This window comes from Rugamonas brunnea (genome assembly GCF_014042345.1).
Lineage (GTDB): Bacteria > Pseudomonadota > Gammaproteobacteria > Burkholderiales > Burkholderiaceae_D > Rugamonas > Rugamonas brunnea.
The window spans coordinates 83,358-109,475 of sequence record NZ_JACEZT010000018.1; the positions used below are offsets into that span (position 1 = coordinate 83,358).

The window sequence follows — 26,118 nt, forward strand, 5'->3', positions numbered from 1 at the left end:
CCCCCGTGGCAGGCCGGCCTTTCAGGGAGATTCGCCATGAAATTCCTGTCCCACCTGCGCATCCGCACCCGCCTGTCGATCGGCTTTGCTGCCGTGCTGCTGATGTCCGTGTTCGCCACCTCCGTCGCGCTGGTGGACGCCCGCGCCAACGCCGAGGCGACCAAGCTGATGATGGCCAAGCCGCTGGCCAAGGAACGCATCGTGTCGGACTGGTATGTGCTGATCTATTCGGCCATCGCCCGCACGGCGCTGATCGCCCGCAGCACGGACGAAACGCTGTCCGTCACCTTCGCCGACGTGATCGCCGACAGCGTCAAGCAAGGCAGCGCGCTGCTGGCCAGTATCAAGGAACTGCTGGTCACGCCCGAGGAAAAGGCCATGTACGACCAGGCCATTGCCCTGCGCAATGGTTACCAGTCATCGAAGAACGCCGTGATGGCGGCCCGCAAGAAAGGCGACGCGGCCGAAGCCGAGCGCCTGTACCAGCAGGTGTTCACGCCGGCCGCCGCAGCCTACCAGAACAAGGTCAAGGCGCTGCTGGCCTACCAGCGCAAGGCCATCGACGATACGGCGCTGGCGATCGAAGCGGCCAACGACCGGGGCATGCTGCTGCAAACCATCCTGTCGGTGCTGCTGATCGTGGTCGGCAGCCTGGCCGCGTGGGTCATCTCGCGCAGCATCACGGCGCCGCTCAGATCGGCGGTGGACGTGGCCAGCACCGTCGCCACGGGCGACCTCACCACCCGCTTCGAAGCTGAAACCTCGCGCGACGAGATCGGCGAATTGATGAAGGCCCTGCACGGCATGAACGACGCGCTACGCAACGTGGTCAGCCAGGTGCAGGAAGGCACCCACACCATCGCCACCGCATCGACCCAGATCGCGGCCGGCAACCAGGACCTGTCCTCGCGCACGGAGCAGCAGGCCGGTTCGCTGGAGGAGACGGCGTCCTCGATGGAGGAACTGACCTCCACCGTGCGCCAGAACGCCGAGAACGCGCGCCAGGCCAATCAGCTGGCGCAGGCCGCGTCGAACGTGGCCGAAAAAGGCGGCAACATCGTCGGCCAGGTGGTCGACACCATGGGCTCGATCGACGCCTCGGCCAAGAAGATCGTGGACATCATCGGCGTGATCGACGGCATCGCGTTCCAGACCAACATCCTGGCCCTGAACGCGGCGGTGGAGGCGGCGCGCGCCGGCGAACAGGGGCGCGGCTTCGCCGTGGTGGCGACGGAAGTGCGCAACCTGGCCCAGCGCAGCGCCGGCGCGGCCAAGGAAATCAAGGCACTGATCAGCGACTCGGTGGAACAGGTGGACCAGGGCGCGCGGCTGGTGCAGCAGGCCGGCAGCACCATGCAGGAGGTGGTGGCCAGCGTCAAGCGCGTGACCGACATCATGGGCGAGATCACCTCGGCCAGCAGCGAGCAAAGCACGGGCATCGACCAGGTGAACACGGCCATCACGCAGATGGACAACGTGACCCAGCAGAACGCGGCGCTGGTGGAACAAGCAGCAGCCGCCGCAGCCAGCATGCAGGAGCAGGCGGCACGGCTGGCCGAAGTGGCGGCGTCGTTCAAGCTGGGGAATGAAGCCATGCTGGCGGCGCCGGCACATGCATCAGCGAGCGCGCCGGTACGCGCACAGGTACGGACGCCGATCCGGGCGGCGGTGGCGGCGCCCAAAGCACCGGCGCGTCCTGCCGCGCCAGCGGCCCGGCGCCTGGCCGCCGCCCCCTCGCCCGCCCCGGCCAAGCCCACCCCGCGCAAAACGGCCACCGTTGGCGACGACCAGGACTGGGAAGAGTTCTGACGCCTTCCCCTTGGGGGGCAGTGCCGGCAATCGTACACGGGCGCATGTACGACGGCTCGCTTTGACCCCCGTCATTTTTTCGCTCCCGCTTGCATAACGGCCCACGCAGGCACTTGACCTTACTGCGATGGTAAGGTGTAGTGTCGCCGACATCCATCAATGCAAAAGGAAGCCCCCTATGAAACACCTGCACAACGTTGTCCTGGCCACCTTCATCGCCGGCGTGTTCACGTCTGTCAGCCCGCTCTGCTCCGCGCAGCAAGCCAGCGCGGCGGTCGCTCCGGCTGCCATGAGCGAAGGCGAGATCAGGAAGGTGGACAAGGACGCGGGTACGCTCACCATCAAGCACGGCGAATTGAAGAATCTGGGGATGGGGGCCATGACCATGGTCTTCAAAGCCCAGGACCCGGCCATGCTCAACCAGGTCAAACAAGGCGACAAGGTGCGCTTCGTCGCCAACATGGTGAACGGCGTGCTGACCGTCAGCACCATCACCGTCGTGAAATAAGCATTAGGAGCAGCAAAGATGAATGCATTCCGCGCCATCGTCCTCACCGCCGTGATGGCTGCCGCCACATTGGCCAGCCCGATCGCTTCCGCCCACGCGAGCCTGAAAAGCGCGACCCCGGCGGCCGGCGCCACCGTCGATGCATCGGCCAGGGAAGTCACGCTGACGTTCAACGAAAAGATTGAACCAGCCTTCAGCAACATCACCGTCACCGACAGCCAGGGCAAGAACATGGCGATGGACAAGGCCAGGGTGGATGCCGCCAACCCGGCCATCCTGCGGCTGACGCTACCGGCGCTGGCGGCCGGCACCTACGCGGTGCACTGGGCGGTGGCCGGACACGATGGCCACCGCCGCAAGGGCGACTATCAGTTCACGGTGAAGTGAGTGGATGCGGTCACACTGCTGCAGGTCGCTTCAGCCTTTTTGCTCAACCTGGCTTTCAGCTGGCTGGCCGGCGCATGGTGCGCGCGCCGCTGGATGCACGCCAACGGCGCCAGCCGGCATGCGTTCGAACCGGCGCTGCGCCGGCTGGACATGGCGGCTGCGGGACTGGGCGTCGTCAGCGGCGCGGCGGGATTGCTGGCCGCCACCGCCATCATGGGCGACGTCGGCCTGCGCGAGGCGTGCCCGATGTTCCGGGTGATGTTGACCGATACCGACTATGGCCGCGCCGGCTGCGTCGTTGTGCTGGCCATGGCGGCGCTGCTTCTCCTGCGCTGGCGCGGCGCCGCCAGCCGTGCCGGTGATGCCGGCGCCATGCTGGCGTTGGGCATATTCACCCTGACGCGCGCTTCGATGGGACACGCTGGCGAGGAAGGCTATTGGTCCGTCGCGCTGGCGGCGGAAGCGATGCACTACGCGGCCATCGGGATCTGGACGGGCGCGGTACTGGTGTCGGGATGGTTCGCGCTTGAGGATGCGCGCATCGGCGCCAGCGGCATGGGCATGGGCATAGGCGCGCAGGATGCCTACCTGCACCGCATGTCGCAAGCGGCGCTGGTGGCGGTGCTGGCGATCGTCGTCACCGGCGTGTACAGCGCCTGGCGCCGGGTGGGGACACCAGAGCACTTGCTGCACACGTCCTACGGCGCGATCCTGCTGGCCAAGGTGGCGCTGGTCATGGCGGCCATCGCGCTCGGCGGCTACAACAAGCTGGCCGGCCTGCCCGCCGCCAGCCGCTCGCACCGTGGCCTGCTGCGGGTCCGTGCCGTGCTGCGGCTGGAAAGCGTGGTGTTGCTGGGGGCCTTGCTGGCCGCGTCGACGTTGATCACGCTGCAGCCACCCACGGCCCAGTAAGCGGTGCTGCCTATGACCGCAGGAACATCTCCTGCAAGTCATTCAGGAAGCGCTGCCCGAGTTCCGTCGGCCGGATCACCAGGTGGTCGCGGTACAACAAGCCCTTGGCTTCGGCGGCGTTGAGGGTCTTGTCGATCGCGTTCAGGCTCATGCCCGTGCGTTCGGCGAACAGGTTGGGCGAAAAGCCGCCGTGCAGCCGCAGCGTGTTGAGCATGAACTCGAAACCCATGTCTTCGCGCGCGATCTCGAATTCCTCCTGCACCGGCGTGCCGTTGCGCACCTGCTCCATGTAGCTTTTCGGCTGCTTGTAGCGGGCCTGGCGCAGCACGCGATGCGGGAACGACAGCTTGGAATGGGCCCCGGCGCCAATGCCGAGATAGTCGCCAAATTCCCAGTAGTTCAGGTTGTGGCGCGCCTGCCGGCCCGGCTGGGCGTAGGCCGACACTTCGTACTGGCCGTAGCCGTTGGCCGCCGTCAGCTCCGCGATCATGTCCTGCATGTCGGCGCTGGCGTCGTCGTCGGGCAGCGTGGGCGGGTACTTGGCGAACACCGTATTGGGCTCCATCGTCAGATGGTACAGCGACAGGTGCGGCGGCTTGAACGACATGGCCGTCTCCACGTCCAGCCGCGCCTGTGCCAGCGTTTGCGACGGCAGCGCGTACATCAGGTCGAGGTTGAAGTTGTCAAAGTTGGCCTGCGCGATCTCGACCGCGCGACGCGCCTCGTCGCCATCATGGATGCGGCCCAGCGCCTTCAAATGGCCGGCGTCGAAGCTCTGGATGCCGATCGACAGCCGGTTGATGCCGCTGGCGCGGTACGAGCGAAATTTCTCCGCCTCGAACGTGCCAGGATTGGCCTCCATCGTGATCTCCGCGTCGCCATCGAGCGGCAGCAGCGTGCGCAGGTCCGACAGCAGCCGGTCCAGCCCCGCCGCCGACAGCAGGCTGGGCGTGCCGCCGCCGATGAAAACGGTATAAATCTTTCTGCCCCAGATCAGCGGCAGCGCCATTTCCAGGTCGGCGCGCAGCGCGTCCAGATATTCCTGTTCGGGGAAGTCGCCGCCCTTGGCCTCGTGCGAGTTGAAGTCGCAATACGGGCATTTGCGCACGCACCACGGGAAATGCACGTACAGCGATAACGGCGGCAGCGCCTGCAGGTTCAGGGCGCCCGGCTGCAGATATTTGACGGCAGCGCCGGCCGCGTCGGACGTGGCCATGGCCGGCTTGGCGGCGGCGCCCGCGACTTTAATCGGGATCATCGCAGCTTCTCAACCAGTGCGCGCAATGCCTGGCCACGGTGCGACAGCGCGTTCTTCTCGTCCGAGCTCAGTTCGGCCGCGCATTTGCCCAGCGCGGCGATGTAGAAGTGCGGATCGTAGCCGAAGCCGCCGTTGCCGCGCGCCTCCGCGATCATCTCGCCGTTCCAACGGCCTTCCGCGATCACCGGCTGCGGGTCGTCGGCGTGGCGCACGTAGACCAGCACGCAGTAGTAATAGGCCGACTTGTCGGCATGCGGCGCCAGGTCGGCGATCAGCTTGGCGCTATTGGCGGCGTCGGACTTGGGCTCGCCCGCGTAGCGCGCCGAGTACACGCCCGGCGCGCCGCCCAGCGCGTTCACGCACACGCCCGAGTCGTCCGCCAGCGCCGGCAGGCCGGTCAGGCGCGACGCGTGGCGCGCCTTTTCCAGCGCGTTCTCGACGAAGGTGATGTGCGGCTCCTCCGCTTCAGGCACGTTGTATTCGCCCTGCGCGTGCACGGAAAAACCGACGGTGGACAACAGTTCGTTGAATTCCTTGAGCTTGCCCGCGTTGTTGGAGGCAAGGATGAGACGTTGAGTCATGGGTAATCTGGCTAGAGTGGCAATGCGCCCCGCGCGCGGGGCCGGAAGTGCCGCCATTGTAAACCCAAACGCCAGCGGCGACGCCGGCCATGCAAGCCGGCGTGCCGCCCACGGGCCACGGTCAGCCGCGCGCCACCTGCAGCACCAGCTTGCCGTTGTTGCTGCCGTCGAACAGCTTCTGGAACGTTTCAGGGAAGGTATCGAGTCCCTGCACCACGTCCTCGCGGGTTTTCAGCTTGCCTTCCCTGATCCAGCCGCCCATGGCGACGATGGCCTCCATCGCGCGCGGATAGTAGTCCGACACCATCACGCCCTTCATCGTGGCGCGCTTGACCAGCAATTGCAGGTAGTTGGCCGGGCCGCGCACGGGCGTGGTGTTGTTGTACTGCGAGATGGCGCCGCAGATCACGATGCGCGCATTGAGCGCCAGCCGGTTCAGCACCGCGTCCAGGATCTCGCCGCCCACGTTATCGAAATACACGTCCACGCCTTGCGGGCAGTGTTCGCGCAGCGCCTGCGCCACGTTCTCGCGCTTGTAGTCGATGGCCGCGTCGAAGCCCAGCACATCGACCAGGTAGCGGCACTTGTCCGCGCCGCCGGCGATGCCGACCACGCGCGCGCCCTTGATCTTGGCGATCTGCCCCACCACGGCGCCCACGGCGCCCGCCGCACCCGATACCACCACGGTCTCGCCGGCCTTGGGCTGGCCCACGTCGAGCAGGCCAAAGTACGCCGTCAAGCCGGGCATGCCCAGCGCGCCCAAGTACAGCGGCAATGGCGCCAGCTTGGGATCGACCTTGGTCAGGCCCTGACCACGCGAGACGGCATATTCCTGCACGCCCAGCAGGCCATTGACGTAATCGCCGGCCGCGAAGCCAGCATGGCGCGACTCCACCACTTGCCCCACGGCGATGGCGCGCATCACTTCACCGATCGCCACCGGCGGAATGTAGGAATCTTCGCTGGCGTTCATCCAGCCGCGCATGGCCGGGTCGAGCGAGATGTATTCCAGCTTGATCAGCAGCTCGCCGTCGGCCAGCGCCGGCACGGGCACGGCGGCGTAATCGAAATCGCTGCGCTGGACGGTGCCCTGGGGACGGCGGGCCAGCAGGAATTGGTGATTGGTGAGGGACATGGTGGTCTGTGCTCGCGAAGAATGGATAACAGAGCGCAGTATAGGACCCCGCAAGATGCTTGATTAGTCATCAATTCAGCATTACATTGTTGCCCATATGGCGACAATCCCCACTCCCCCGTTCCACGGCCCCGCCCTCCATTCGCAGCGGCTGGCCATTTTCGCCGCCATCGTGCGGGCCGGCAGCATCAGCGCGGCCGCCACCCAGCTGGGCTGCGGCAAATCCGTCGTGTCGCGCCAGCTGGCGCGGCTGGAACTGGAGCTGGGCGCGCGCCTGATCCTGCGCTCCACCCGGCGCCTGGCCCTGACCGAGATCGGCGCGCTGGTGCTGCAACAGGCGCAGCAGATCGAACAGGCGCTGGAACGCATCGCCGACATCACCGACCAGTACCAGCAGCAGGTACGCGGCCTGCTGCGCGTGTCGTGCTCGATCGCCGGACGCCGCCCGCTGGTGCCGCTGCTGGCCGAATTCGCGGCCCTGTATCCGCAAGTGAAAGTGTCGCTGCAACTGGAGGACAGGCTGGTGGACCTGATCGAAGACCAGATCGACGTCGCCATCCGCACCTCCAACCTGGTCGATTCCACGCTGGTGGCGCGCAAGCTGGCCGACAACGTGACGGTGATGGTGGCCGCCCCCGCCTACCTGGCGCGCGCCGGCACGCCGGCCACGCCGCAGGACCTGCGTGCGCATGCCTGCCTGTTGTACACCAACGGCGGCAAAGTCTATGACGAGTGGACGTTTATCGGCGACGCGGGGCCGTATGTGGTGCGGGTCGATGGCCCGCTGCAGATCAACGATGGCGGCTCGCTGGTGACGGCCGCCGCGGCCGGCGCCGGCATCCTGCGCATTCCGCAGGTGCTGGCGCGCGAGGAACTGGCGCGCGGCGAACTGGTGCCCGTGCTGGCCGCATACCGGGTGCCGCCGGCGCCGGCCAGCTACGCCGTCTATCCGGCGCGCGACTTCCTGCCGCTGAAGACGGTGGCCTTCGTCGAGTTCCTGCAGCGCCGCATGGGTGGCGCCAGTTAGTTACGCGGCCAGGCCCAACGCCTGCTTCTGCATCCGGATCAGGTCCGCGATGCCGCCCTGGGCCAGGTCCAGCAGACGGTTCATGCAGGCGCGGTCGAAGGCGGCGCCTTCGGCCGTGCCCTGCACTTCGATGAAGTGGCCGGCGTCCGTCATCACCACGTTCATGTCGGTGTCGCAGCCCGAATCCTCCACGTAGTCCAGGTCCAGCACCGGCACGCCCTGGTACACGCCCACCGAGATGGCGGCCACGAAGTGCTTGAGCGGGATGGCCGGTACGGCGCCGCGCGCCACCAGCTTGGAGAAGGCGTCGTAGGCGGCCACCATGGCGCCCGTGATGGAGGCGGTGCGGGTGCCGCCGTCGGCCTGGATCACGTCGCAATCGAGGTGCAGCGTGCGCTCGCCGATCGCTTCCAGGTCGAACGCGGCGCGCAGCGAGCGGCCGATCAGGCGCTGGATTTCCTGGGTGCGGCCGGACTGTTTGCCGCGCGCGGCCTCGCGGTCCATGCGGGTGTGGGTGGAACGGGGCAGCATGCCATATTCGGCCGTCATCCAGCCCTGGCCTTTGCCCTTCAGGAAGCCGGGCACCTTTTCCTCGATGCTGGCGGTGCAGATCACCTTGGTGTCGCCGCATTCGATCAGCACCGAACCCTCGGCGTGCTTGGTGTAGTCGCGGGTCAGGCGCAGGGTGCGCAGCGCATCGACGGCGCGGCCGCTGGGGCGGGATACAAAAGTCATCAAATTTCCTATTTCAGTATTTGGGAGGATTTTTCAATCGCGCCGCGGATTTCCGCGATGGCGCGTTCGATTTCGTCGTCGTTGAAGGCATCCGGTTCCGGCGCGGGATCAGCGTCGGCCACATCCGGCACCGCCGCCTTGTCCGGCGCGCCGCCATGGATGGTGGTGCTGTGCAGGTCTTCCGGCAGCGCCTCGGTCGAGATCACGGTGGACATGTCGGGCGCCGTCACGGTGGCGATGCCGTCGGTGACGCCGCCGCCCTGCCACATGATGGCCAGCGCCGTCACGTTGTCGCTGCCGGCGCCGGCCTTGGCCAGCGCCGTGCTGACCAGGTCGGGCACGGCGCGCACCACCATCTGCGTGGTCAGCCGGTGCGCCATGTCGTCGTCCGGCAGCATAGACCACAAACCGTCGGAGCACAACAGCAGCTGGTCGCCCGGCAGCAGGCTGGCGCGGCCCGACAATTCGATGCGCGGCACTACCCCGGCGCCCAGGCAGTTATACAGCTTGTTGCGGTCGGGATGGGTGGCGCGCGCCGAGGGCGGCACCACGCCGCGCGCGATCAGGCTTTCCACGTGCGAGTGGTCGCGCGTGCGCGCCAGCACCTGGCCGCCGCGCAGCCAGTACAGGCGCGAGTCGCCCACGTGGGCCCAGATGGCCGTGTTGTGCTGGATCAGGCACACCACCACCGTGGTGCGCGGCGTGTCGGGCAGGTTGTTGGCGGCGCTGTAGCGGTGGATCTCATGGTGCGCCGCCATGCAGGCCAGTTCCAGGAAGCGCTCCGGCTTTTTCACGTAGGGTGTGGCCTGCTGCTGGAACATGGTGGAGATGGTCTGCAACGCGATGGTGGCCGCCACCTCGCCGCGCAGATGGCCGCCCATGCCGTCGGCCAGCACCAGCAGCAGCGCGTCGCGGGTGAAGCTGTAGCCCATGCGGTCCTGGTTGACCTTGCGGCCGCCGATGTGGCTTTCCTGATAGACGGAGAATTGCATGGTGGTGCCTTGCCTTGAATAGGTTGATGCCGTCGTTAGCGCTGCGTGTCGGGTCCGGCCTTGTCCCTGGCCCGTCCCAGGCCGCCCAGGCGGCCCACCAGGCCGCGCAAGCCGCCGCCCAGTTTTTCCAGCGTGCCCTGGGGCGCTGGCGCGGGCGCTTCCGGGGCCGGCGCCTGCAATACCTTCTGCAGCGCGAACAGGCTTTGCGGCCGGGCCAGCGGGTCGAGCGCCAGGCACCAGCGCACCAGCTGGATCAGCTCATCCGAGTACAGGCCGGCCAGCTTCTGGAAATGGGCCTCCATTTTATCCTCAGTCTTGCGCTGGTCGGCCGGTTGTGGCGGCGATCCCACCATGCAGGCGAACATCGAGGCGCCAATACTGTACACGTCCGTCCACGGCCCCAGCGCCGCATTGCGCGTGTACAGTTCGGGCGGCGCGAAGCCGGGCGTGTACATGGGCGTGAGCTTGGGCAGGTCGGTGTTGACGGTCTGGCGCGCCGCACCGAAGTCGAGCAGCATGGGCGTGCCGTCCGTGCGCAGGTAGATGTTGGCCGGCTTGAGGTCCAGGTGCAGCAGCTTGTTGGCGTGCACCTCGCGCAGCCCGCGCAGCACCTGGGTGAAGATCTGGCGGATGAAGGCCTCATTGGGCCGGCTCCCCTTCGATTTCAGGCGCGAGATATGTTCCTGCAGCGAGTGGCCGGACTCGTAGGCCATCACCATATAGACGGTGTCATTGGCGCGGAAGAAATTGAGCACGCTCACCACGTTGGGGTGGGCGATGCGGGCCAGCGCCCTGCCCTCCTCGAAAAAGCACTTGAGGCCAATGCGGAACACGGGCAGGTTGGCCTTGGAAATGGCGGGCGCAAGCTCCCCCGGCTGGCGCAAGGCCAGTGAACTGGGCAGATATTCCTTGATCGCGACCGCGTTGCCGTCCGGGTCGTACGCCAGATAAACAATACTGAACCCACCGGACGCAATTTTCTTTACAATGCGATATCCAGCAATTTCCAGGCCATCTGGTAAGGGGGCGTTGTTCTGTGCAGCCATAAGTTTCCTCGCCTCAACAACCGGATTGTGTGGATAATTCACTGATTTGTAAAGATTTAACCGGGGACATCCTTTGAGCATTTCCAGCATGACAGGCTACGCGGTTGCCACCAGCGAGAGCGCGGCGGGAACCTTGACGATAGAAATCAAGAGCGTCAACTCGCGCTTTCTTGACCTACAGTTTCGAATAAACGACGACTTGCGCGCCCTCGAACCGGACTTGCGGGCCGCCATCATGGCCGCCATCACCCGGGGCAAGGTGGAGATCCGTCTCAGTTTCGGACGCAAGGCCGCCACCACCGGCAGCACGGCGCTGAACATGGCATTGCTCGGTGAATTGCAACGCTTGCAACTCGAAGTGGGCAAACATTTCGTCAACGCGCCGGCCATGACTGTGGCGGAATTGCTGCGCTGGCCAGGCGTGATCGAGGAAGCCCAGATCGGCCAGGAATCGCTGCAGGCCGACGTGGCCGCGCTCACGGCCCGCACAGTGGCCGCCTTCGTCACCAGCCGCCAGCGCGAGGGCGCGGCGCTGGAAGCAATGCTGACGGCCCGCATCGACGCCATGGAAGCCATCGTCAAGCGCATCACCCCGCTGATCCCGCAGGTGGTGGCCGCCTTCCAGCAGAAAGCCGTGGAACGCATGCAGGACGCGCTGGGCCTGGCCTGCCAGGGCTCGAACTCGTCGCTGTCGCGCCAGGACGCGCTGGAGCGCATCCGCCAGGAAGTGATCCTGTACGGGATCCGCATCGACGTGGCCGAAGAACTGGGCCGCCTGTCGGCCCACCTGACGGAGACACGACACATCCTGAAAAAAGGCGGCCAGGTCGGCAAACGCCTGGACTTCATGATGCAGGAACTGAACCGCGAAGCGAATACGCTGGGCGCCAAGGCCTCCGTCAAGGAACTGGCCGACGCGTCGATGGAACTGAAGCTGCTGATCGAGCAGATGCGCGAGCAGGTGCAGAACCTGGAATAAGACCGGTGCGGGCACCTGCCGTCCCCGGCTGGTGCCCGACCGATCCAGGCCGCACACAACGCCTGCGCCCCCGCATGGCCGCTGCCGCCGTCCGGGCGCCGCCGACAACCAGTTGCATGCACAATACCGGCAATCGCAACGATGGCGGAGGATGGCATGGCAACCACACGTGTTGGCATAGGCGGCTGGGACTACGCGCCATGGCGCGCAACCTTCTACCCCGACACGATCCCGCAGAAGCGCCAGCTGGAATATGCCAGCCGCCAGTTCAGCAGCATCGAAATCAACAGCACCTTCTACCGCAACGCCAGGCCCGAGCACTACGCCTCCTGGCACGCGCAAACGCCGGATGACTTCCTGTTCGCCGTCAAGGCCAACCGCTACACCACCCACCGCAAGGAGCTGGGCGAGGCCGGCGAATCGGTCGAACGCTTCCTCGGCAGCGGCCTGTCCGAGCTGGGCGATAAACTCGGCCCCATCCTGTGGCAACTGGCCGCCACCAAGCACTACGATCCCGACGACCTGGCAGCCTTCTTCAAGCTGCTGCCCGCCAGGCTGGGCAAACGCAGGCTCCGCCATGTGCTGGACGCCCGCCACGACAGCTTCCTGTGCGCCGGCTATCTGCAACTGGCGCGCCGCCACCATGTCGCCACCGTGTTCACCGACGCGCCCCAATTCCCAGCCTTTGCCGACATCACCGGCGATCTCATCTACGCCCGACTGATGAATGCCCGGAGCACCATCGCGACCGGCTACACCAGGCCGGCGCTGAAAAAATGGGCCGCCGCCGCGCAGCAATGGCAGGCCGGCCAGCTGCCCGAGCTGCCCGGGCGCCCCTACGTCACCAGTGGCAAGGTCAGCGCCAGGGAGCGCGACGTGTTCGTCTACTTCATCAACGGCGCCAAGGAGCGCGCCCCGGCCGCAGCCACGCGCCTGATCGACTTATTACAATGACAGGCCCGGTAGCTTACCGGCGTTGCTCTTGGTAAAATAGCTGTTTGGGCGATCGTATCGCCCGCAGACGTTAGTGAAAGATCAACATGAGCCAACCTACCGCCTTCTCCGGCAGCCTGTTCATGGTGGTGGCGCCGTCGGGCGCCGGTAAATCGACCCTGGTCAACGCGCTGCTGGCGCAGGAACCGGCCATCAAGCTGTCGATTTCCACCACCACCCGCGCGCCCCGTCCGGGCGAGACCCACGGCAAGGAATACTATTTCACCAGCGCGGAAGACTTCGTGGCCCGCGCCCAGGCCGGCGAGTTCCTCGAATGGGCCGAAGTGCACGGCAATTACTACGGCACCTCGCGCATCATGGTCGAGCAGCAAATGCAGACCGGCACCGACATCCTGCTCGAAATCGACTGGCAGGGTGCCCGCCAGGTGAAAAAACAGTTCCCGCAGGCGGCCGGCATCTTCATCCTGCCGCCGTCGATCGACGCGCTGGAGGAACGGCTCAACAAACGCGCCACCGACGCGCCGCACGTGATCACGCGCCGCCTGCTGGCCGCCGGCGGCGAAATCGCCCACGCGCCGGAGTTCGAGTATGTTATTATCAACCAAGACTTCCCGGTCGCCCTGTCCGAGCTGAGCGCGATCGTCCGAGCGGCCCGTTGCCGGTTTGCGCAACAAGCGGCCCGCAACGTATCGCTCTTCGCCCAACTGGGCATCCACGCAGAATAAACACCCGATTTAGGAGTTAAGATGGCCCGCATCACGATTGAAGATTGCCTCAAGAATGTCCCCAACCGCTTCCAGCTGACCCTGGCCGCCACCTACCGCGCGCGCCAGCTGCTGCAAGGCCACACGCCTAAAGTCGAAGCCAAGGACAAGCCGACCGTGGTCGCACTGCGCGAAATCGCAGCCGGCAAAGTCGGTCTGGAAATGCTGAAAAAGGTTCCCATGTAAGTGGCACCCGCGTTCCGCAAGGTGATGATGGTCAGGACCTGGGCAGTTCTGCAATAATGCAGCTGGCGTGTTGACCATTTCACTGCGACGGAACGCGAACAAGATGAACCTGACTCCTGCCGATACCCTCACTGCCGGCACCCGCGCCAAAACCGCGCCTTCAGCGGCCGGCGCCAGCACCGTCACACCCGCAGCAAACCCCGCCCTGGCATCACCCGCCCCCATGTCGTCTCCGTTAGCCGCCCCCGTTGTCTCCGCCGGCGTCGCCTCCGTCACCCATCTGACGGAAAAGCTGGCCGAATATATGAGCCCGGCCGACCTGAAAAAGGTCAAGGAAGCCTACCGCTTCTCGGACGAGATGCACCTGGGCCAGGTGCGCAAATCGGGCGAGCCCTACATCTCGCACCCGATCGCCGTGGCCGAGATCTGCGCCGACTGGAAGCTGGACGCGCAAGCGATCATGGCCGCGCTGCTGCACGACGTGATGGAAGACCAGGACGTCAAGAAGGAAGAATTGATCGAGCGCTTCGGCGCGCCCGTGGCCAGCCTGGTCGACGGCCTGTCCAAGCTGGAGAAGATCGAGTTCCAGAGCCAGATCGAAGCGCAGGCGGAAAACTTCCGCAAGATGCTGCTGGCCATGGCCTCGGACGTGCGCGTGATCCTGATCAAGCTGGCCGACCGCCTGCATAACATGCGCACGCTGGACGTGATGGCGCCGGCCAAGAAGGCCCGCATCGCCGGCGAGACAATGGAAGTGTACGTGCCCATCGCGCACCGGCTGGGCCTGAACAACATCTACCGCGAACTGCAGGACTTGTCGTTCTGCCACCTGTACCCGCTGCGCTACCGCACGCTGTCCAAGGCCGTCAAGGCGGCGCGCGGCAACCGGCGCGAAGTGGTCAAGAAGATCCTGGAAGCGGTCAAGAGCACGCTGGCCATGGCCAACATCCATGCCGAAGTGTATGGCCGCGAGAAGACCCTGTACGGCATCTACAAGAAGATGCGCAGCAAGCACCTGTCGTTCTCGCAAGTGCTGGACGTGTACGGTTTCCGCGTGGTGGTCGACAGCTTCCCCAACTGTTATGTGGCGCTGGGCACGCTGCACTCGCTGTACAAGCCCATGCCGGGCAAGTTCAAGGATTACATCGCGATCCGCAAGCTCAACGGCTACCAGTCGCTGCACACGACGCTGATCGGCCCCTACGGCACGCCGGTCGAATTCCAGATCCGCACCCAGGAAATGCACCGCACGGCCGAATCGGGCGTGGCGGCGCACTGGCTGTACAAGAACGGCGACTCCAACCTGTCGGACTTGCAGCAGCGCACCCATGCGTGGCTGCAATCGCTGCTCGACATCCAGCAGCAGACGGGCGACTCGGCCGAATTCCTCGAACACGTCAAGGTCGACCTGTTCCCCGATTCTGTCTACGTGTTCACGCCCAAGTCCAAGATCATCGCCCTGCCGCGCGGCGCCACCGCCATCGACTTCGCCTATTCGATCCACACCGGCATCGGCGACCACACGGTGTCGGTCACCATCAACAACGAACCGGCCTCGCTGCGCACGGAACTGCGCAATGGCGACATCGTCGAGATCGTCACGGACAACAACTCGCGGCCCAGCCCGACGTGGCTGTCGTTCGTGCGCACCGGTAAGGCGCGCTCGGCCATCCGCCACCACCTGCGCACCATCAACCTGCCCGAATCGATCACGCTGGGCAAGCAGTTGCTGGCCCAGGCCCTGACCACGCTGGGCATCGACCCGTCGATGGAAGACCAGCTGGTCGAGCGCCTGCTCAACGAATCGAGCGCCAAGTCGCTGGACGAACTGTACGCCGACATCGGCATCGGCAAGCGCATGGCGGCCCTGGTGGCGCGCCACATCTTCGGCCTCAAGGGCGGCGAATCGGCCAGCGCGCCGATCGACCACAACAGCGCGACCGAGCTGGACCCGGTCACCATCTGCGGCAGCGAAGGCGTGTCCGTGCAACTGGCCCAGTGCTGCCTGCCGATCCCCGGCGACGCCATTATCGGCCAGTTGCGGCGCGACCAGGGCTTGCTGGTGCACACCAGCGACTGCACGCTGGCCAAGCGCCAGAAGGGCAAGGAGCCGGACCGCTGGATCGCCGTCAAGTGGGGCACCGAGCTGAACCGGCGTTTCGACTGCCGCATCAAGCTGTTGATCAACAACGAAAAAGGCATCCTGGCGCGTGTGGCGGCCGAGATCGGCGAATCGGACGCCAACATCACCTACGTGGGCATGGACGAGGACAAGGAACACATCCTGCACCAGCTGCGCTTCACGATCCAGGTCAAGGACCGCGTGCACCTGGCCGGCCTGCTGCGCAATGTGCGCCGCGTGGCCGGCGTCAACCGCATCCTGCGCGAACGCAGCTGATCAAAAAACCGGGGTCAGGTCATACCATTAAGCAAGATGCCAGCATCTTGCTTAATGGTATGACCTGACCCCGGTTCTTTAGCGGCTCACCCGGCGTCCGGCGCCGGATAGCTCACCTCCAGTATCTCCAGCTCCTCCAGCCCGTGCGGCGCCTGGAAGCTCACCACATCCCCCACCCGCGCCTTGGTCAGCGCGCGCGCCACCGGCGCCACCCAGCTGATCTTGCCCTTGAGCGGATCAAGCTCGTCGATGCCGACGATGGTGATGGTGCGCTCCTCGCCCGTCTGGTTGCAATAGGTGACGGTGGCGCCAAAGAAGACTTGGTCGCTGCCATGGTGCACGCTGGGGTCGACCACGGCCGCCAGGTCCATGCGCTTGGTCAGGAAGCGGATGCGGCGGTCGATCTCGCGCAGGCGCCGCTTGCCGTAGATATAGTCGCCATTCTCGGAACGGTCGCCATTGGAGGCGGCCCAGTGCACGATGCGCACCACTTCCGGCCGCTCGACATCGATCAGCTGCAGCAGCTCATCCTTGATGCGCTGGTAGCCGGCCGGCGTGATGTAGTTCTTCGACCCGGGCGGGATGGCCAGCGCCAGCGCGGCCGCTTCCTCATCGTCGTCGTGGTCGGATTCTTTGACAAAGGCTTTGTTCATGACCGTATTGTAACGGCTATGACGGCTGTCGCGCCGCGCGCCCGCCCTGCGCAGCGCGCATTTTTTCACGTATGATCTGCCCATGCGCGCACTCGCCCTTCCGGCCTTCCCGGCATGAAACTCTCGCCCACCGCGCGACGCCGGCTGACGGCGCCCCTGGTCTACCTGGCCGCCCTGTTCCTGCTGCTGGAGGACTGGCTGTGGGACCTGGGCGCGGCCCTGATGGCCTACCTGGCCCGCTGGCCGCCGCTGCGCCGGCTCGAACGGTGGCTGCAAGGCTTGCGCCCAGTGGCCGCCCTGGCCGTGTTCGTGCTGCCGGCCCTGCTGCTGTTTCCCGTCAAGCTGCTGGCCCTGTTCGCCATGGCCCGCGGCCACGCCCTGACGGGCCTGGCCGTGATCGTGACGGCCAAGGTGGCCGGCGCGGCGGCCGTGGCTCGCCTGTACGCGCTGACCCGCCCCACGCTGCTGACCATCGCCTGGTTCGCCCGCCTGCTGACCTGGTTCCTGGCGCTCAAGGCGCGCTGGATCGCGCGCCTGCAAGCGAGCGCCGCCTGGCGCGAGTTCCAGCTGCTGGCCACCGCCGTGCGCCGCTGGCGACGGCGCCTGCCGCGCAAGCGCTGGTGGCCGACGCGCGTGTTGCGCCGTTACGCGGCCCGCTGGCGCGCGCGCCGCCGCCGTTTTTCCGATGACCATGAATGATGACTGATCCAACCGCCTCCGCCCCCTCCGCCACGCCCGCCACGCCCGCCACCCCGGCCGACCCGGCCGCCGTGGCCGCCGAACTGGCCCGGGTCCGGGCCCGCCTGGACGCCATCGTCTCCAACACGCCCGGCCTGGTCTACCAGTTCGAGCTGCATGCCGACCAGCGCGTGTCCTTCCCCTACCTGAGCGACGGCTGCCAGGCCCTGCTGGGCCTGACGCCGGCCGCCCTGCACGCGGCGCCGGAATGCTTCCTCGCCCTGATCCTGGAGCCGGACCGTCTGTCCTACCTGGACGCCATGCACACCTCGGCCACCACACTGGCCAGCTGGAACTGGGAAGGCCGGATCTGGATCGAGGCGTGGAAGGACATCAAGTGGATCAACCTGCGCGCCACCCCGCACGCGCTGCCCGGCGGCGGCGTGCGCTGGGAAGGCATCATGACCAACATCACGGAGAGCCGGCGCGAGCAGCAGGAAGTGCGCCAGTCGCGCGCCCGGCTGGCCGAGCTGACGGCCCACATCGAGAAGGTCAAGGAACAGGAGCGCACCCGCATCGCGCGCGAGATCCACGACGACCTGGGCGGCAACCTGACGGCCATCAAGATGGCGCTGGCCATGCTGGCGGCCCGCCTGCCCGAAGGCGACACCACGCTGCACGACAAGGCCGCCTACGTGGACGCGCTGGTCGACCGCACCATCGACGCCGTGCACCGCATCTCGCTCGACCTGCGCCCACCGCTGCTGGACCTGGGCATCGTGGCCGGGCTCGAATGGCTGTGCAAGGAGTTCGAGCAGCAGGCCGGCGTGCACTGCGCGTTCAGCGCCAACCGGCGCGAGTTCGCGCTCGACAACGACCAGTCCACGGCCCTGTTCCGCATCGTGCAGGAGGCGCTGACCAACATCGCCAAGCACGCCGGCGCCAGCCGCGTCACCGTCAAGCTGGCCCGCACCCGCCACCACGTGAGCCTGAAAATCAGCGACAACGGCAGCGGCATCTGGCAGGGCGACCGCGCCAAGCCCGAGTCGTTCGGCATCCGCGGCATGACCGAGCGGGCGCGCGCGCTGGGCGGCACGTTGACGCTGAGCCACGCCGTCGGCGGCGGCACCGTGGTGGCCGTCAAAATTAAGTGCGATGGCCATCACGCGGGCGCCATGCCGGCCGCCGCCGGCGCTACAATAGCGGATCACAGTATTTCCACTGCGAAATAGCGTAACCGGGTAAATGATCGATTCATGACAGAAAAAGCCATCATCAAGGTCTTCATCGCTGATGACCACGCCATCGTGCGCGAGGGCTTGAAACAGATCCTGGCCGAGACCGGCGACATCGTCGTGGCCGGCGAGGCCGAGAACGGACTGGACGCCATCAAGCTGTTCCGCAAGGCCGACTGCCAGGTGATCCTGCTCGACATCTCGCTGCCCGACCGCAACGGCATCGAAGTGCTCAAGCAGATCAAGAAGGAAAAGCCGGAACTGGCGGTGCTGATGCTGTCCATGCACCGCGAGGACCAATATGCGATCCGCTCGCTCAAGGCCGGCGCGGCCGGCTATCTGACCAAGCAGAGCGCGCCGCGCGAGCTGGTGACGGCGATCCGCCAGGTGGCCGGTGGCCTCAAGTACATCAGCCCGGCGCTGGCCCAGGAACTGGCCAACCACGTGGGCGAGGACCACGAGGCGCCGCCGCACGACGCGCTGTCGGACCGCGAATACCAGACCCTGACCATGATCGCCTCCGGCAAGACGGTCGGCGCCATCGCCAAGGAACTGTCGCTGTCGGTCAAGACCGTCAGCGAATACCGGGCCCGGCTGCTGGTCAAGATGAAGCTCAAGAACAGCGCCGAGCTGACCCACTACGCCATCAAGAACCAGTTGATCGAATGAGCCGGACTGAGCCGGCGGGTCTGGCGTTGCCAGGAAGAATACTTTGTATGCGTTTAATTAAGACCCCTTCCGGCCGCTAATCGTCGCTATGCACGGCCATGGTGTCGCCTATCATGATAGGACTGAGTCACTGAAAGAGGCTGTGCGCAACCATGTCTAGCAAAACCACCCCAGCGGCCGCGGCGGAGCAGAACCCGGCCGACATCGCCCGCGAAGCGTTCCGCCGCCTGGCCGTGCGCCGCATCGCGCCCACGCCCGACGCCTACCGCGACATCTACCTCGAAATCGCCGGCCTGCCGCCGGTGGCGCCGGCCGCCGCGCCGGCCGTGCTGGGCAGCGCCGACCCCGGCCCGGAATCGGTGCTGACCGGCTTTGCCAACCGCATGGCCGACGGCGTCGGCGACCTGGCCGAGTTCGGCCGCCGCTTCAACCGCGCCGTCAAGTCGCGCGACTGGGATGGCTACGCCAAGGCCCTATCGCAACTGGTGGACAAGCACATCACCGTCAAGAAAGGCATCGAGACGGCCGCCGCCCCCGATTCCGAGCAAAGCCGCATGCTGCGCGACCTGCTCAGCCGCACCCTCACCTTCGCCGTCGCCTCCCTTCTGACGGGCGCGCCGGCCCTGGTGGCCGAGGCCGAATCGCTGGGCGCGGCCACCAAGCAGGCCCACAGCGAGGAGGCGCTGGCCGAGATCGCCGTGCGCCTGAAGCAACTGTGCTACCAGATCGAACTCAAGAGCGGGGACACGGCCGAGCAGCAGGAATTGCTGCTGCGCCTGTTCAAGCTGCTGCTCGAGAACGTCAGCGAACTGCTGGACGACGACAGCTGGCTGCGCGGCCAGATCGACGCCGTGCAGAACCTGATCGCCGGCCCGATCGACCAGCGCGCGCTGGAGGAAGCCACGCGCAGCCTCAAGGATGTGATCTACAAGCAAAGCCAGCTCAAGCACAGCCTGTCGGACGTCAAGCTCACCGTCAAGAACATGATGATGACCTTCATCGACCGCCTGGGCCAGGTGGCCGCCTCGACCGGCGACTTCCACGAAAAAATCGGCGGCTACTCGGAGAAGATCAGCCGCGCCGACAATATCGGCGAACTGAACCAGATTCTCGACGACGTGCTGCGCGAGACGCGCATCGTGCAGAATGAGGCGCTCAAGGCGCGCGACAAGATGGTGCTGGCGCGCCAGGAAGTGCAGGACGCCGAGCAGCGCATCCACGCGCTGGAGGCCAAGCTGCAGCATATGAGCGAGCTGGTGCGCGAAGACCAGCTCACGGGCAGCCTGAACCGGCGCGGCCTGGACGACGTGTTCGAACGCGAGACGGCCCGCTCGGACCGGCGCGGCACGCCGCTGTGCATCGCGCTGCTGGACCTGGACGACTTCAAGCGCCTGAACGACACCTACGGCCACATCGCCGGCGACGCGGCCCTCAAGCACCTGGTCAAGATCGTCAAGGAGACGCTGCGCTCGATGGACGTGATCGCGCGCTTCGGCGGCGAGGAATTCCTGATCCTGCTGCCCGAGACGACGGTGGAGGCGGCCTCGCAGACGATGACGCGGCTGCAGCGTGAACTGACCAAGCATTTCTTCCTGCACGACAACGAGAAGGTCTTGATCACCTTCTCGGCCGGGGTGGCGCTGCGCCGTCCCAACGAAGACCAGGGCGAACTGGTCAAGCGGGCCGACAAGGCCATGTACCAGGCCAAGCAGTCGGGCAAGAACCGGGTGGTGGTGGCCGACTGACGGCCCCGCCCGGGGCCCCGGCAGGCGGGGTCAGGTCATAAAAAAAGGCAACATGCGCGCATGTTGCCTTTTTTTATGACCTGACCCCGTCTTTTTTTGCGCCCACCATTGTCATCCAGACCACCATTTCCCCCTCCGGCCAGCCAAATCACGTCGAAATAAGGGCCAAAATATAATTATTTTCGCCCTAAAGATTCGACAAACGCGGTCGTTTAAGCGGGCATGGGCGGCCAACGTTTAGCCCCGAAAGTGAAAATTTCGCGCGTTTTTTTGCCTAAATTTTCCCGTGGGGCAACCGTTACACATTACAACAGCGGTTTGATTGTCTCGGAACGCGGAGACAGACCAAAGTGAAATGAGCAAGTAGCCCAACCTAGTCTGGAGAATCATCATGGCACAAACCATCAACACCAACATCGCCTCGCTGAACGCGCAACGCAATCTGAACACCTCGCAAGCTTCGCTGTCGACCTCGTTGCAACGTCTGTCTTCCGGCCTGCGCATCAACAGCGCCAAGGACGATGCCGCCGGCCTGGCCATTTCCGAGCGCTTCACTTCGCAGATCCGCGGCGATACCCAGGCGGCACGCAACGCCAACGACGGCATCTCGCTGGCGCAAACTGCCGAAGGTGGTTTGAGCACGGCTGGTGACCTGCTGCAGCGTATCCGCGAACTGGCCGTGCAATCGGCCAACGGCACCAACTCCGATTCGGACCGCAAGTCGATCCAGAACGAGGTGTCGTCGCTGGCACAGGAACTGAACCGCGTGGCCACCACCACCCAGTTCAACGGCCAGAACGTCCTCGACGGCAGCCTGACCAGCACCCAGTTCCAGGTCGGCGCCAACTCGAACCAAACCATCAACGTGGGCATCCAGAGCGCCAAGGCGACCGACATCGGCAACAACACGCTGAAATCGGCCTTCACCTCGAGCGGCGGCCAGATCTCTGACGCGTTCGCTGGCACCGCCAACAACGTGACGGCCCAGACCCTGACCGTGACCTCGGGCACCGGCACCACCACCAACGTCGATGTCAAGCTGGGCGACACCGCCAAGCAGATCGCTGCCAACGTCAACGCCCTGAGCGGCACCACCGGCGTGTCGGCCACGGCCACCACCACGGCGACCCTGTCGGGCCTGGCCACCGGCACCGACGGTTCCGTCCAGTTCGAACTGCGCGGCCAGAATTCCATCGCCAACGATGCCAATTCGACCCCGGTGACGATCTCGGCCAAGGTGAAAGGCAACGACCTGTCGGCGCTGGCCCAGGCCATCAACGCCCAGTCCGGCACCACCGGCATCACGGCCTCCATCAAGCTGAACTCGACCACCAACGTCAAGGAAGTGGTGCTGAGCGAAGCGTCGGGCGACGACATCCAGATCAAGAATGTCAACTCGTCCGCCGACGACCTGCTGGCCGCCACCACCATGCGCGGTGCCGAGAAACCAGCGGCCGGCCTGACCGCCGCCGTGGCCGCCAACGCGACCGCCATCGGCGCCAGCGGCAGCTCGATGACCGTCGGTGGCAGCCTGAACTTCTCGTCCGACAGCGGCTTCACCATCACCAGCACCGCCACCAACGTGGTCAACAACGCTGCTGACGGTACGGGCTCCAACAACAACACCGGTAGCGACCTGCAATCGGTGGCCAAGATCGACGTCTCGACCGTGGCCGGCGCCAACGCCGCACTGCTGTCGATCGACTCGGCCCTGAACCAGGTCAACAGCAACCGCGCTTCGCTCGGTGCGATCCAGAACCGTTTCGCTTCGACCATCTCGAACCTGCAAACGACGACGGAAAACCTGTCGGCTTCCCGTAGCCGGATTCAGGATACCGACTTCGCGGCGGAAACGGCCAGCCTGACCCGTGGCCAGATCCTGCAACAAGCTGGTACCGCGATGTTGGCCCAGGCCAACTCGCTGCCGAACGGCGTGCTGTCGCTGCTGCGTGGCTAAACCCGTGTGACGATGGACTGACATCGTTAAAACCCGGTTCCCCGGCTGACTCGTGCAGCCGGGGATTTTGCACAAACAGGAACCATCATGACCATCGACTCATTAAGCACTGCCTCGGCAGCACGCCCGATCGAGCGCCATCCTGCCGGCTACGATGCCGCCCCGGCCCCCGCCGGCACGGCGCGCGCCCCCGCCACCGCCGTCGAAACAGCGGCCGCCGTCAAGGGCGCTGGCGCCGTGCCGACGCTGGACCAGGTGTCGCAAGCCGTGTCGCAGCTGAACCAGTCGCCCCAGGCCCGGGCCCAGGGACTGGAATTCTCGATCGACAAGGACAGCAAGCGCACCGTCGTCAAAGTGATCGACCAGACCACCAAGGAAGTGCTGCGCCAGATCCCCTCGCCCGAGGCGCTGGAGATCGCCAAATCGCTGGGTAACACCAACCATAGTTCCGGCCTGCTGATCAAGCAGACCGCCTGAGGCGGCCGCGCCGCCTTGGCGCACCGCCTTGGCGCGCCGCTTTTCCTTCCATCATGGCCTGCGTGCGCTATGCTGTAGCCATGCGCCCCGCTGTTTATTCTCTCTGCGCCCCGCCCCAGCCCCGCGTGGCCGTCCACCCGGCTGCATCGCCGCCGGCGGGCCGGTGCAGCCGTGTCCGCACCCTCCGCGCCATCCGCACTGCCCTGACTGCCCGCCCTGCCACCACCGCCGCGCGCTGCCACTTTTTTGAGCGAATCGTGAACAGACTGGCATTTCCCCCTCTCAAGTCCTCTTTGATGGCGCCGATAATGTCTTATATTGTTGCTTTCCATAGGAGTCCAACGTGGGTATCTCATCTCCCGGCATCGGTTCAGGCATCGACGTCAACACCATCGTCAGCAAGCTGATGCAGGTGGAGTCCGCCCCGCTGGCGGACTTCGACAAGAAATCGGCCAGCTACCTGGCGCAGGTATCGGCCTTCGGCAACCTGTCCGGCGCGCTCGGCTCGTTCCAGGGCGCGCTCTCGCCGCTGACCTCGCTGTCCAGCTTCCAGTCGCTCAGCGCCCTGCCCAGTGATTCAAGCGTGCTGAGCGCCAGCGCCACCACCAAGGCCTTGCCCGGCAGCTACCGCATCAACGTCAGCCAGGTGGCGCAAGCCCAGACCCTGGCCTCGGGCGGCTACGCCAGCACCACGGCCGCCATCGGCCTGGGCGGCAGCACCACCATCAACTTCGCGCTCGGCACCGTGTCCGGCGGCACCTTCGGCCTGGCCGGCACCACGCTGGGCGCCGGCGTCAAGACCGGCGGCCTGACGCCGGGCGCGCTGACCATCAACGGCACCGCCATCGCCACCGACGGCAGCACCCGCAGCGCGCGCCTGCTGGCCGACGCCATCAACGCCAAGAGCGGCACCACGGGCGTGTCGGCCAAGGCGGCCGCCACCGTGACCTCGGCCACCCTGTTCGGTGCGGCCGGCGCCAGCAGCTTCGGCACGGTCGACACCAGCGGCGGCGGCACCTATGCGCTGACGGTGGGTGGCGTGACCATCGCCAGCCAGGCGGCCGGCGTGGCCGCCGGCGCGGCCGGCAGCATCGACGCCGCCGCGCTCGACACGGCGCTGACCGGTGACACGGCCGTCACGCGCGCGCTGGCCGACGCCAACATCACCGTCAGCGGCACGGCCGCCGCCGGCACGCTGCAATTCACCAACGCCGACGGCAGCAACATCAACATTTCCGAGGCCGTCAGCGGCGCCGTCACGGGCGGCATCGGCAACAGCGGCACGGCCAACACCGGCTCGACCACCACTGCCATCAGTTCGATCACGCTGGAGTCGGCCGACGCCAGCCCGATCACCGTGGGCGGCACCAACCCGGCCGCGGCCGGGCTGACGGCCGGTGTGGGCGGCGCCTACCTGGGCGCCGGCTTCACGCCCGACCCCGACCGCACGGCCGGCAGCATCGTCATCGACACCAGCAACAACACGCTGCAGGGCATCGCGGCAGCCATCAACAAGGGCAATTTCGGGGTCACGGCCAGCCTGGTGTCGGACGGCGCCACCGGCGCCAACGCCACCCCCAACCACCTGGTGCTGACCTCGACGGCCACGGGCGCCTCGTCGACCATGCGCATCACGCTCAGCGGCACCAACGGCAACCCGGCCGACCCCGGCCTGGTCAACCTGCTCGGCTACGATCCGGGCGGGGTGCAGAACATGAGCCAGAAGGCGTCCGCGCTCGACACCCTGGCCAACGTGAACGGCATCGCCGTCAGCAGCAGCAGTTCTTCGATCAGCGGCGCCATCGCCGGCGTCTCGCTCAACGTCAGCAAGACCGGCAGCACCAGCCTGACGGTGGCGCGCGACACGGCTTCGCTGACCAGCTCGGTCAACAGCTTCGTCAAGGCGTACAACGACCTCAACAGCCAGATCGCCCAACTGTCCGGCTACGACGCCGCCACCAAGACCGGCGGCCCGCTGCTGGGCGACGCCACCGTCCGCAACCTGCAGGCGTCCGTGCGGCGCCAGCTGTCGCAGCAGATCACGGGGCTCAAGGGCAACCTGACCAGCCTGTCCCAGATCGGCATCTCGTTCCAGAAGGACGGCACGCTGACACTGGACACGGGCAAGCTGAACAAGGCCATCACCAGCAACTTCGACGACATCGCGGGCCTGTTCGCGGCCGTCGGCAAGACCAGCGACAGCAAGATCAATTTCGTCAGCTCGACCTCGGCGACCCAGGCCGGCGACTACGCGATCGACATCACCACGCTGGCCACCAAGGGCAGCCTGACCAGCGCGGCCGCCGTGCCGGCCAGCACCGTGATCGACAGCGACACCACCTGGATCGTCAAGCTCAACGACACGGCCACGGCCGCCAGCACGGCCACCATCACGCTGCCGGCCGGCACCTACACGCCGAGCCAGCTGGCGACCCAGCTGCAATCGTCGATCAACGGCGTGAGCGGCTTCGCCAACGCCGGCTGGTCGGTCAGCGCCACGGTCGGCACCGACGGCAAGCTCAAGCTCGAATCGAACCGTTATGGCGCGCAATCGAACATCAGCCTGGTCGACGACACGGGCAGCAGCGTGTCCTCCGTCTTCGGCGGCGCCACCTCGGTGGACGGGGTGGACGTGGCCGGCACCATCGGCGGCTACGCGGCCAGCGGCGATGGCCAGACGCTGACGGGCGCGGCCGGCGCCCCGGTCGCCGGCCTCAAGCTCACCGTCGACGGCGACACCATCGGCTCGCGCGGCGACATCGGCTTCTCGCAGGGCTATGCCTACCAGCTCAACAACCTGGCCAGCAATTTCCTGGGCAGCAATGGCTACATCACCAGCCGCACCAATGGCCTGAACCAGACGGTCAAGGACATCGGCAAGCAAAAGGATGCGCTCAGCGCCCGCCTGGTCGACGTGGAAGCCCGCTATCGGGCCCAGTACACCCAACTCGATACGCTGGTGGCCAGCTTGAACAGCACCCAATCGTATTTGACGCAACAATTGGCGGCCATCGCCAAGAACGGTTAATAGAC

General features: G+C 66.1%; 24 protein-coding genes. 17 read left to right on the top strand and 7 right to left on the bottom strand.

Features of this window, described 5'->3' with window-relative positions; genetic code table 11:
- The first annotated feature begins 36 nt into the window (after window positions 1-36).
- The 4 genes from H3H37_RS21890 (at window position 37) to H3H37_RS21905 (ending at window position 3,616) form a co-directional block, all read left to right on the top strand.
- Window positions 37-1,809: a methyl-accepting chemotaxis protein gene (locus H3H37_RS21890; RefSeq protein WP_182166501.1), complete on the top strand. Its 1,773-nt coding sequence runs from the start codon at window positions 37-39 to the stop codon at window positions 1,807-1,809.
- A gap of 178 nt (window positions 1,810-1,987) precedes the next feature.
- A complete protein-coding gene (locus H3H37_RS21895; protein ID WP_182166503.1) occupies window positions 1,988-2,317 on the top strand; it encodes a copper-binding protein in 330 nt (109 codons plus the stop codon).
- Between the two features lie 18 nt (window positions 2,318-2,335).
- A complete protein-coding gene (gene copC, locus H3H37_RS21900) occupies window positions 2,336-2,704 on the top strand; it encodes a copper homeostasis periplasmic binding protein CopC (protein WP_182166505.1) in 369 nt (122 codons plus the stop codon).
- Window positions 2,705-3,616, top strand: a complete 912-nt coding sequence (locus tag H3H37_RS21905; RefSeq protein ID WP_182166507.1) for a CopD family protein — start codon at window positions 2,705-2,707, stop codon at window positions 3,614-3,616.
- Between the two features lie 10 nt (window positions 3,617-3,626).
- Here H3H37_RS21905 and hemW read toward each other — a convergent pair whose 3' ends face one another.
- The 3 genes from hemW to H3H37_RS21920 all read right to left on the bottom strand — a co-directional run bounded on the left by hemW (window position 3,627) and on the right by H3H37_RS21920 (window position 6,590).
- Window positions 3,627-4,874 (bottom strand): radical SAM family heme chaperone HemW, encoded by a 1,248-nt coding sequence (gene hemW, locus H3H37_RS21910; protein WP_182166509.1) that lies wholly within the window; start codon window positions 4,872-4,874, stop codon window positions 3,627-3,629.
- A complete protein-coding gene (gene rdgB, locus H3H37_RS21915; protein WP_182166511.1) occupies window positions 4,871-5,455 on the bottom strand; it encodes an RdgB/HAM1 family non-canonical purine NTP pyrophosphatase in 585 nt (194 codons plus the stop codon). Before rdgB ends, hemW begins: the two co-directional genes overlap by 4 nt.
- A gap of 121 nt (window positions 5,456-5,576) precedes the next feature.
- The gene (locus tag H3H37_RS21920) at window positions 5,577-6,590 is read right to left on the bottom strand and encodes an NADP-dependent oxidoreductase (RefSeq protein ID WP_182166513.1); all 1,014 of its coding nucleotides are present in this window, start codon (window positions 6,588-6,590) and stop codon (window positions 5,577-5,579) included.
- A 97-nt stretch (window positions 6,591-6,687) separates the two neighbouring features.
- Here H3H37_RS21920 and H3H37_RS21925 point away from each other — a divergent pair, with 97 nt between their 5' ends.
- The gene (locus H3H37_RS21925) at window positions 6,688-7,617 is read left to right on the top strand and encodes a LysR family transcriptional regulator (protein WP_182166515.1); all 930 of its coding nucleotides are present in this window, start codon (window positions 6,688-6,690) and stop codon (window positions 7,615-7,617) included.
- On the opposite strand, the gene rph is transcribed toward H3H37_RS21925, so the two are convergent.
- Genes rph through H3H37_RS21940 form a run of 3 tightly spaced genes read right to left on the bottom strand, consistent with a single transcriptional unit; the run spans window position 7,618 to window position 10,390 of the window.
- On the bottom strand, window positions 7,618-8,352 hold the full coding sequence (gene rph, locus H3H37_RS21930; RefSeq protein ID WP_182166517.1) for a ribonuclease PH: 735 nt from the start codon (window positions 8,350-8,352) through the stop codon (window positions 7,618-7,620).
- 8 nt (window positions 8,353-8,360) lie between these two features.
- On the bottom strand, window positions 8,361-9,344 hold the full coding sequence (locus H3H37_RS21935) for a PP2C family protein-serine/threonine phosphatase (protein ID WP_182166519.1): 984 nt from the start codon (window positions 9,342-9,344) through the stop codon (window positions 8,361-8,363).
- A gap of 35 nt (window positions 9,345-9,379) precedes the next feature.
- The gene (locus H3H37_RS21940; protein ID WP_182166521.1) at window positions 9,380-10,390 is read right to left on the bottom strand and encodes a serine/threonine protein kinase; all 1,011 of its coding nucleotides are present in this window, start codon (window positions 10,388-10,390) and stop codon (window positions 9,380-9,382) included.
- Window positions 10,391-10,478: 88 nt separating this feature from the next.
- Here H3H37_RS21940 and H3H37_RS21945 point away from each other — a divergent pair, with 88 nt between their 5' ends.
- The 5 genes from H3H37_RS21945 to H3H37_RS21965 all read left to right on the top strand — a co-directional run bounded on the left by H3H37_RS21945 (window position 10,479) and on the right by H3H37_RS21965 (window position 15,671).
- Window positions 10,479-11,369: a YicC/YloC family endoribonuclease gene (locus H3H37_RS21945; protein ID WP_182166579.1), complete on the top strand. Its 891-nt coding sequence runs from the start codon at window positions 10,479-10,481 to the stop codon at window positions 11,367-11,369.
- A 156-nt stretch (window positions 11,370-11,525) separates the two neighbouring features.
- A complete protein-coding gene (locus H3H37_RS21950; RefSeq protein WP_182166523.1) occupies window positions 11,526-12,323 on the top strand; it encodes a DUF72 domain-containing protein in 798 nt (265 codons plus the stop codon).
- Window positions 12,324-12,409: 86 nt separating this feature from the next.
- Window positions 12,410-13,048 (top strand): guanylate kinase, encoded by a 639-nt coding sequence (gmk, locus tag H3H37_RS21955; protein WP_182152202.1) that lies wholly within the window; start codon window positions 12,410-12,412, stop codon window positions 13,046-13,048.
- A gap of 21 nt (window positions 13,049-13,069) precedes the next feature.
- Window positions 13,070-13,273: a DNA-directed RNA polymerase subunit omega gene (gene rpoZ, locus H3H37_RS21960; protein WP_005665923.1), complete on the top strand. Its 204-nt coding sequence runs from the start codon at window positions 13,070-13,072 to the stop codon at window positions 13,271-13,273.
- Between the two features lie 223 nt (window positions 13,274-13,496).
- Complete coding sequence (locus H3H37_RS21965) at window positions 13,497-15,671, top strand: RelA/SpoT family protein (protein ID WP_229218966.1); 2,175 nt, start codon at window positions 13,497-13,499, stop codon at window positions 15,669-15,671.
- Window positions 15,672-15,757: 86 nt separating this feature from the next.
- Here H3H37_RS21965 and greB read toward each other — a convergent pair whose 3' ends face one another.
- Complete coding sequence (greB, locus tag H3H37_RS21970) at window positions 15,758-16,324, bottom strand: transcription elongation factor GreB (RefSeq protein ID WP_182166527.1); 567 nt, start codon at window positions 16,322-16,324, stop codon at window positions 15,758-15,760.
- Window positions 16,325-16,438: 114 nt separating this feature from the next.
- Between greB and H3H37_RS21975 the strand changes: the two genes are divergently transcribed.
- The 7 genes from H3H37_RS21975 to fliD all read left to right on the top strand — a co-directional run bounded on the left by H3H37_RS21975 (window position 16,439) and on the right by fliD (window position 26,113).
- Complete coding sequence (locus H3H37_RS21975; protein WP_182166528.1) at window positions 16,439-17,023, top strand: hypothetical protein; 585 nt, start codon at window positions 16,439-16,441, stop codon at window positions 17,021-17,023.
- Window positions 17,020-18,234, top strand: a complete 1,215-nt coding sequence (locus tag H3H37_RS21980; protein WP_229218967.1) for a sensor histidine kinase — start codon at window positions 17,020-17,022, stop codon at window positions 18,232-18,234. The genes H3H37_RS21975 and H3H37_RS21980 overlap by 4 nt, the downstream gene beginning before the upstream one ends.
- A 24-nt stretch (window positions 18,235-18,258) precedes the next feature.
- Window positions 18,259-18,906, top strand: coding sequence for a response regulator (locus H3H37_RS21985; protein WP_182166530.1), 648 nt, complete (start codon window positions 18,259-18,261; stop codon window positions 18,904-18,906).
- Window positions 18,907-19,058: 152 nt separating this feature from the next.
- Window positions 19,059-20,651, top strand: coding sequence for a GGDEF domain-containing protein (locus tag H3H37_RS21990; RefSeq protein WP_182166532.1), 1,593 nt, complete (start codon window positions 19,059-19,061; stop codon window positions 20,649-20,651).
- A gap of 391 nt (window positions 20,652-21,042) precedes the next feature.
- The gene (locus H3H37_RS21995) at window positions 21,043-22,608 is read left to right on the top strand and encodes a flagellin N-terminal helical domain-containing protein (RefSeq protein ID WP_182166534.1); all 1,566 of its coding nucleotides are present in this window, start codon (window positions 21,043-21,045) and stop codon (window positions 22,606-22,608) included.
- Window positions 22,609-22,695: 87 nt separating this feature from the next.
- Window positions 22,696-23,085 (top strand): flagellar protein FlaG, encoded by a 390-nt coding sequence (locus H3H37_RS22000; RefSeq protein ID WP_182166536.1) that lies wholly within the window; start codon window positions 22,696-22,698, stop codon window positions 23,083-23,085.
- Window positions 23,086-23,428: 343 nt separating this feature from the next.
- Complete coding sequence (fliD, locus tag H3H37_RS22005) at window positions 23,429-26,113, top strand: flagellar filament capping protein FliD (protein ID WP_182166538.1); 2,685 nt, start codon at window positions 23,429-23,431, stop codon at window positions 26,111-26,113.
- Window positions 26,114-26,118 lie beyond the last annotated feature (5 nt).

Excerpts from the sequence above, each read along its gene's own strand:
- gmk (WP_182152202.1), top strand. The coding sequence starts at position 12,410 with ATGAGCCAACCTACCGCCTTCTCCGGCAGCCTGTTCATGGTGGTGGCG.
- H3H37_RS21965 (WP_229218966.1), top strand. The coding sequence starts at position 13,497 with ATGTCGTCTCCGTTAGCCGCCCCCGTTGTCTCCGCCGGCGTCGCCTCC.
- hemW (WP_182166509.1), bottom strand. The coding sequence starts at position 4,874 with ATGATCCCGATTAAAGTCGCGGGCGCCGCCGCCAAGCCGGCCATGGCC.
- rpoZ (WP_005665923.1), top strand. The coding sequence starts at position 13,070 with ATGGCCCGCATCACGATTGAAGATTGCCTCAAGAATGTCCCCAACCGC.
- rdgB (WP_182166511.1), bottom strand. The coding sequence starts at position 5,455 with ATGACTCAACGTCTCATCCTTGCCTCCAACAACGCGGGCAAGCTCAAG.
- H3H37_RS21935 (WP_182166519.1), bottom strand. The coding sequence starts at position 9,344 with ATGCAATTCTCCGTCTATCAGGAAAGCCACATCGGCGGCCGCAAGGTC.
- greB (WP_182166527.1), bottom strand. The coding sequence starts at position 16,324 with ATGAACAAAGCCTTTGTCAAAGAATCCGACCACGACGACGATGAGGAA.
- H3H37_RS21975 (WP_182166528.1), top strand. The coding sequence starts at position 16,439 with ATGAAACTCTCGCCCACCGCGCGACGCCGGCTGACGGCGCCCCTGGTC.
- H3H37_RS21980 (WP_229218967.1), top strand. The coding sequence starts at position 17,020 with ATGATGACTGATCCAACCGCCTCCGCCCCCTCCGCCACGCCCGCCACG.
- H3H37_RS22000 (WP_182166536.1), top strand. The coding sequence starts at position 22,696 with ATGACCATCGACTCATTAAGCACTGCCTCGGCAGCACGCCCGATCGAG.
- H3H37_RS21950 (WP_182166523.1), top strand. The coding sequence starts at position 11,526 with ATGGCAACCACACGTGTTGGCATAGGCGGCTGGGACTACGCGCCATGG.
- copC (WP_182166505.1), top strand. The coding sequence starts at position 2,336 with ATGAATGCATTCCGCGCCATCGTCCTCACCGCCGTGATGGCTGCCGCC.
- H3H37_RS21925 (WP_182166515.1), top strand. The coding sequence starts at position 6,688 with ATGGCGACAATCCCCACTCCCCCGTTCCACGGCCCCGCCCTCCATTCG.
- H3H37_RS21990 (WP_182166532.1), top strand. The coding sequence starts at position 19,059 with ATGTCTAGCAAAACCACCCCAGCGGCCGCGGCGGAGCAGAACCCGGCC.
- H3H37_RS21995 (WP_182166534.1), top strand. The coding sequence starts at position 21,043 with ATGGCACAAACCATCAACACCAACATCGCCTCGCTGAACGCGCAACGC.
- H3H37_RS21890 (WP_182166501.1), top strand. The coding sequence starts at position 37 with ATGAAATTCCTGTCCCACCTGCGCATCCGCACCCGCCTGTCGATCGGC.
- H3H37_RS21945 (WP_182166579.1), top strand. The coding sequence starts at position 10,479 with ATGACAGGCTACGCGGTTGCCACCAGCGAGAGCGCGGCGGGAACCTTG.
- rph (WP_182166517.1), bottom strand. The coding sequence starts at position 8,352 with ATGACTTTTGTATCCCGCCCCAGCGGCCGCGCCGTCGATGCGCTGCGC.
- H3H37_RS21895 (WP_182166503.1), top strand. The coding sequence starts at position 1,988 with ATGAAACACCTGCACAACGTTGTCCTGGCCACCTTCATCGCCGGCGTG.
- H3H37_RS21940 (WP_182166521.1), bottom strand. The coding sequence starts at position 10,390 with ATGGCTGCACAGAACAACGCCCCCTTACCAGATGGCCTGGAAATTGCT.
- H3H37_RS21920 (WP_182166513.1), bottom strand. The coding sequence starts at position 6,590 with ATGTCCCTCACCAATCACCAATTCCTGCTGGCCCGCCGTCCCCAGGGC.
- H3H37_RS21985 (WP_182166530.1), top strand. The coding sequence starts at position 18,259 with ATGACAGAAAAAGCCATCATCAAGGTCTTCATCGCTGATGACCACGCC.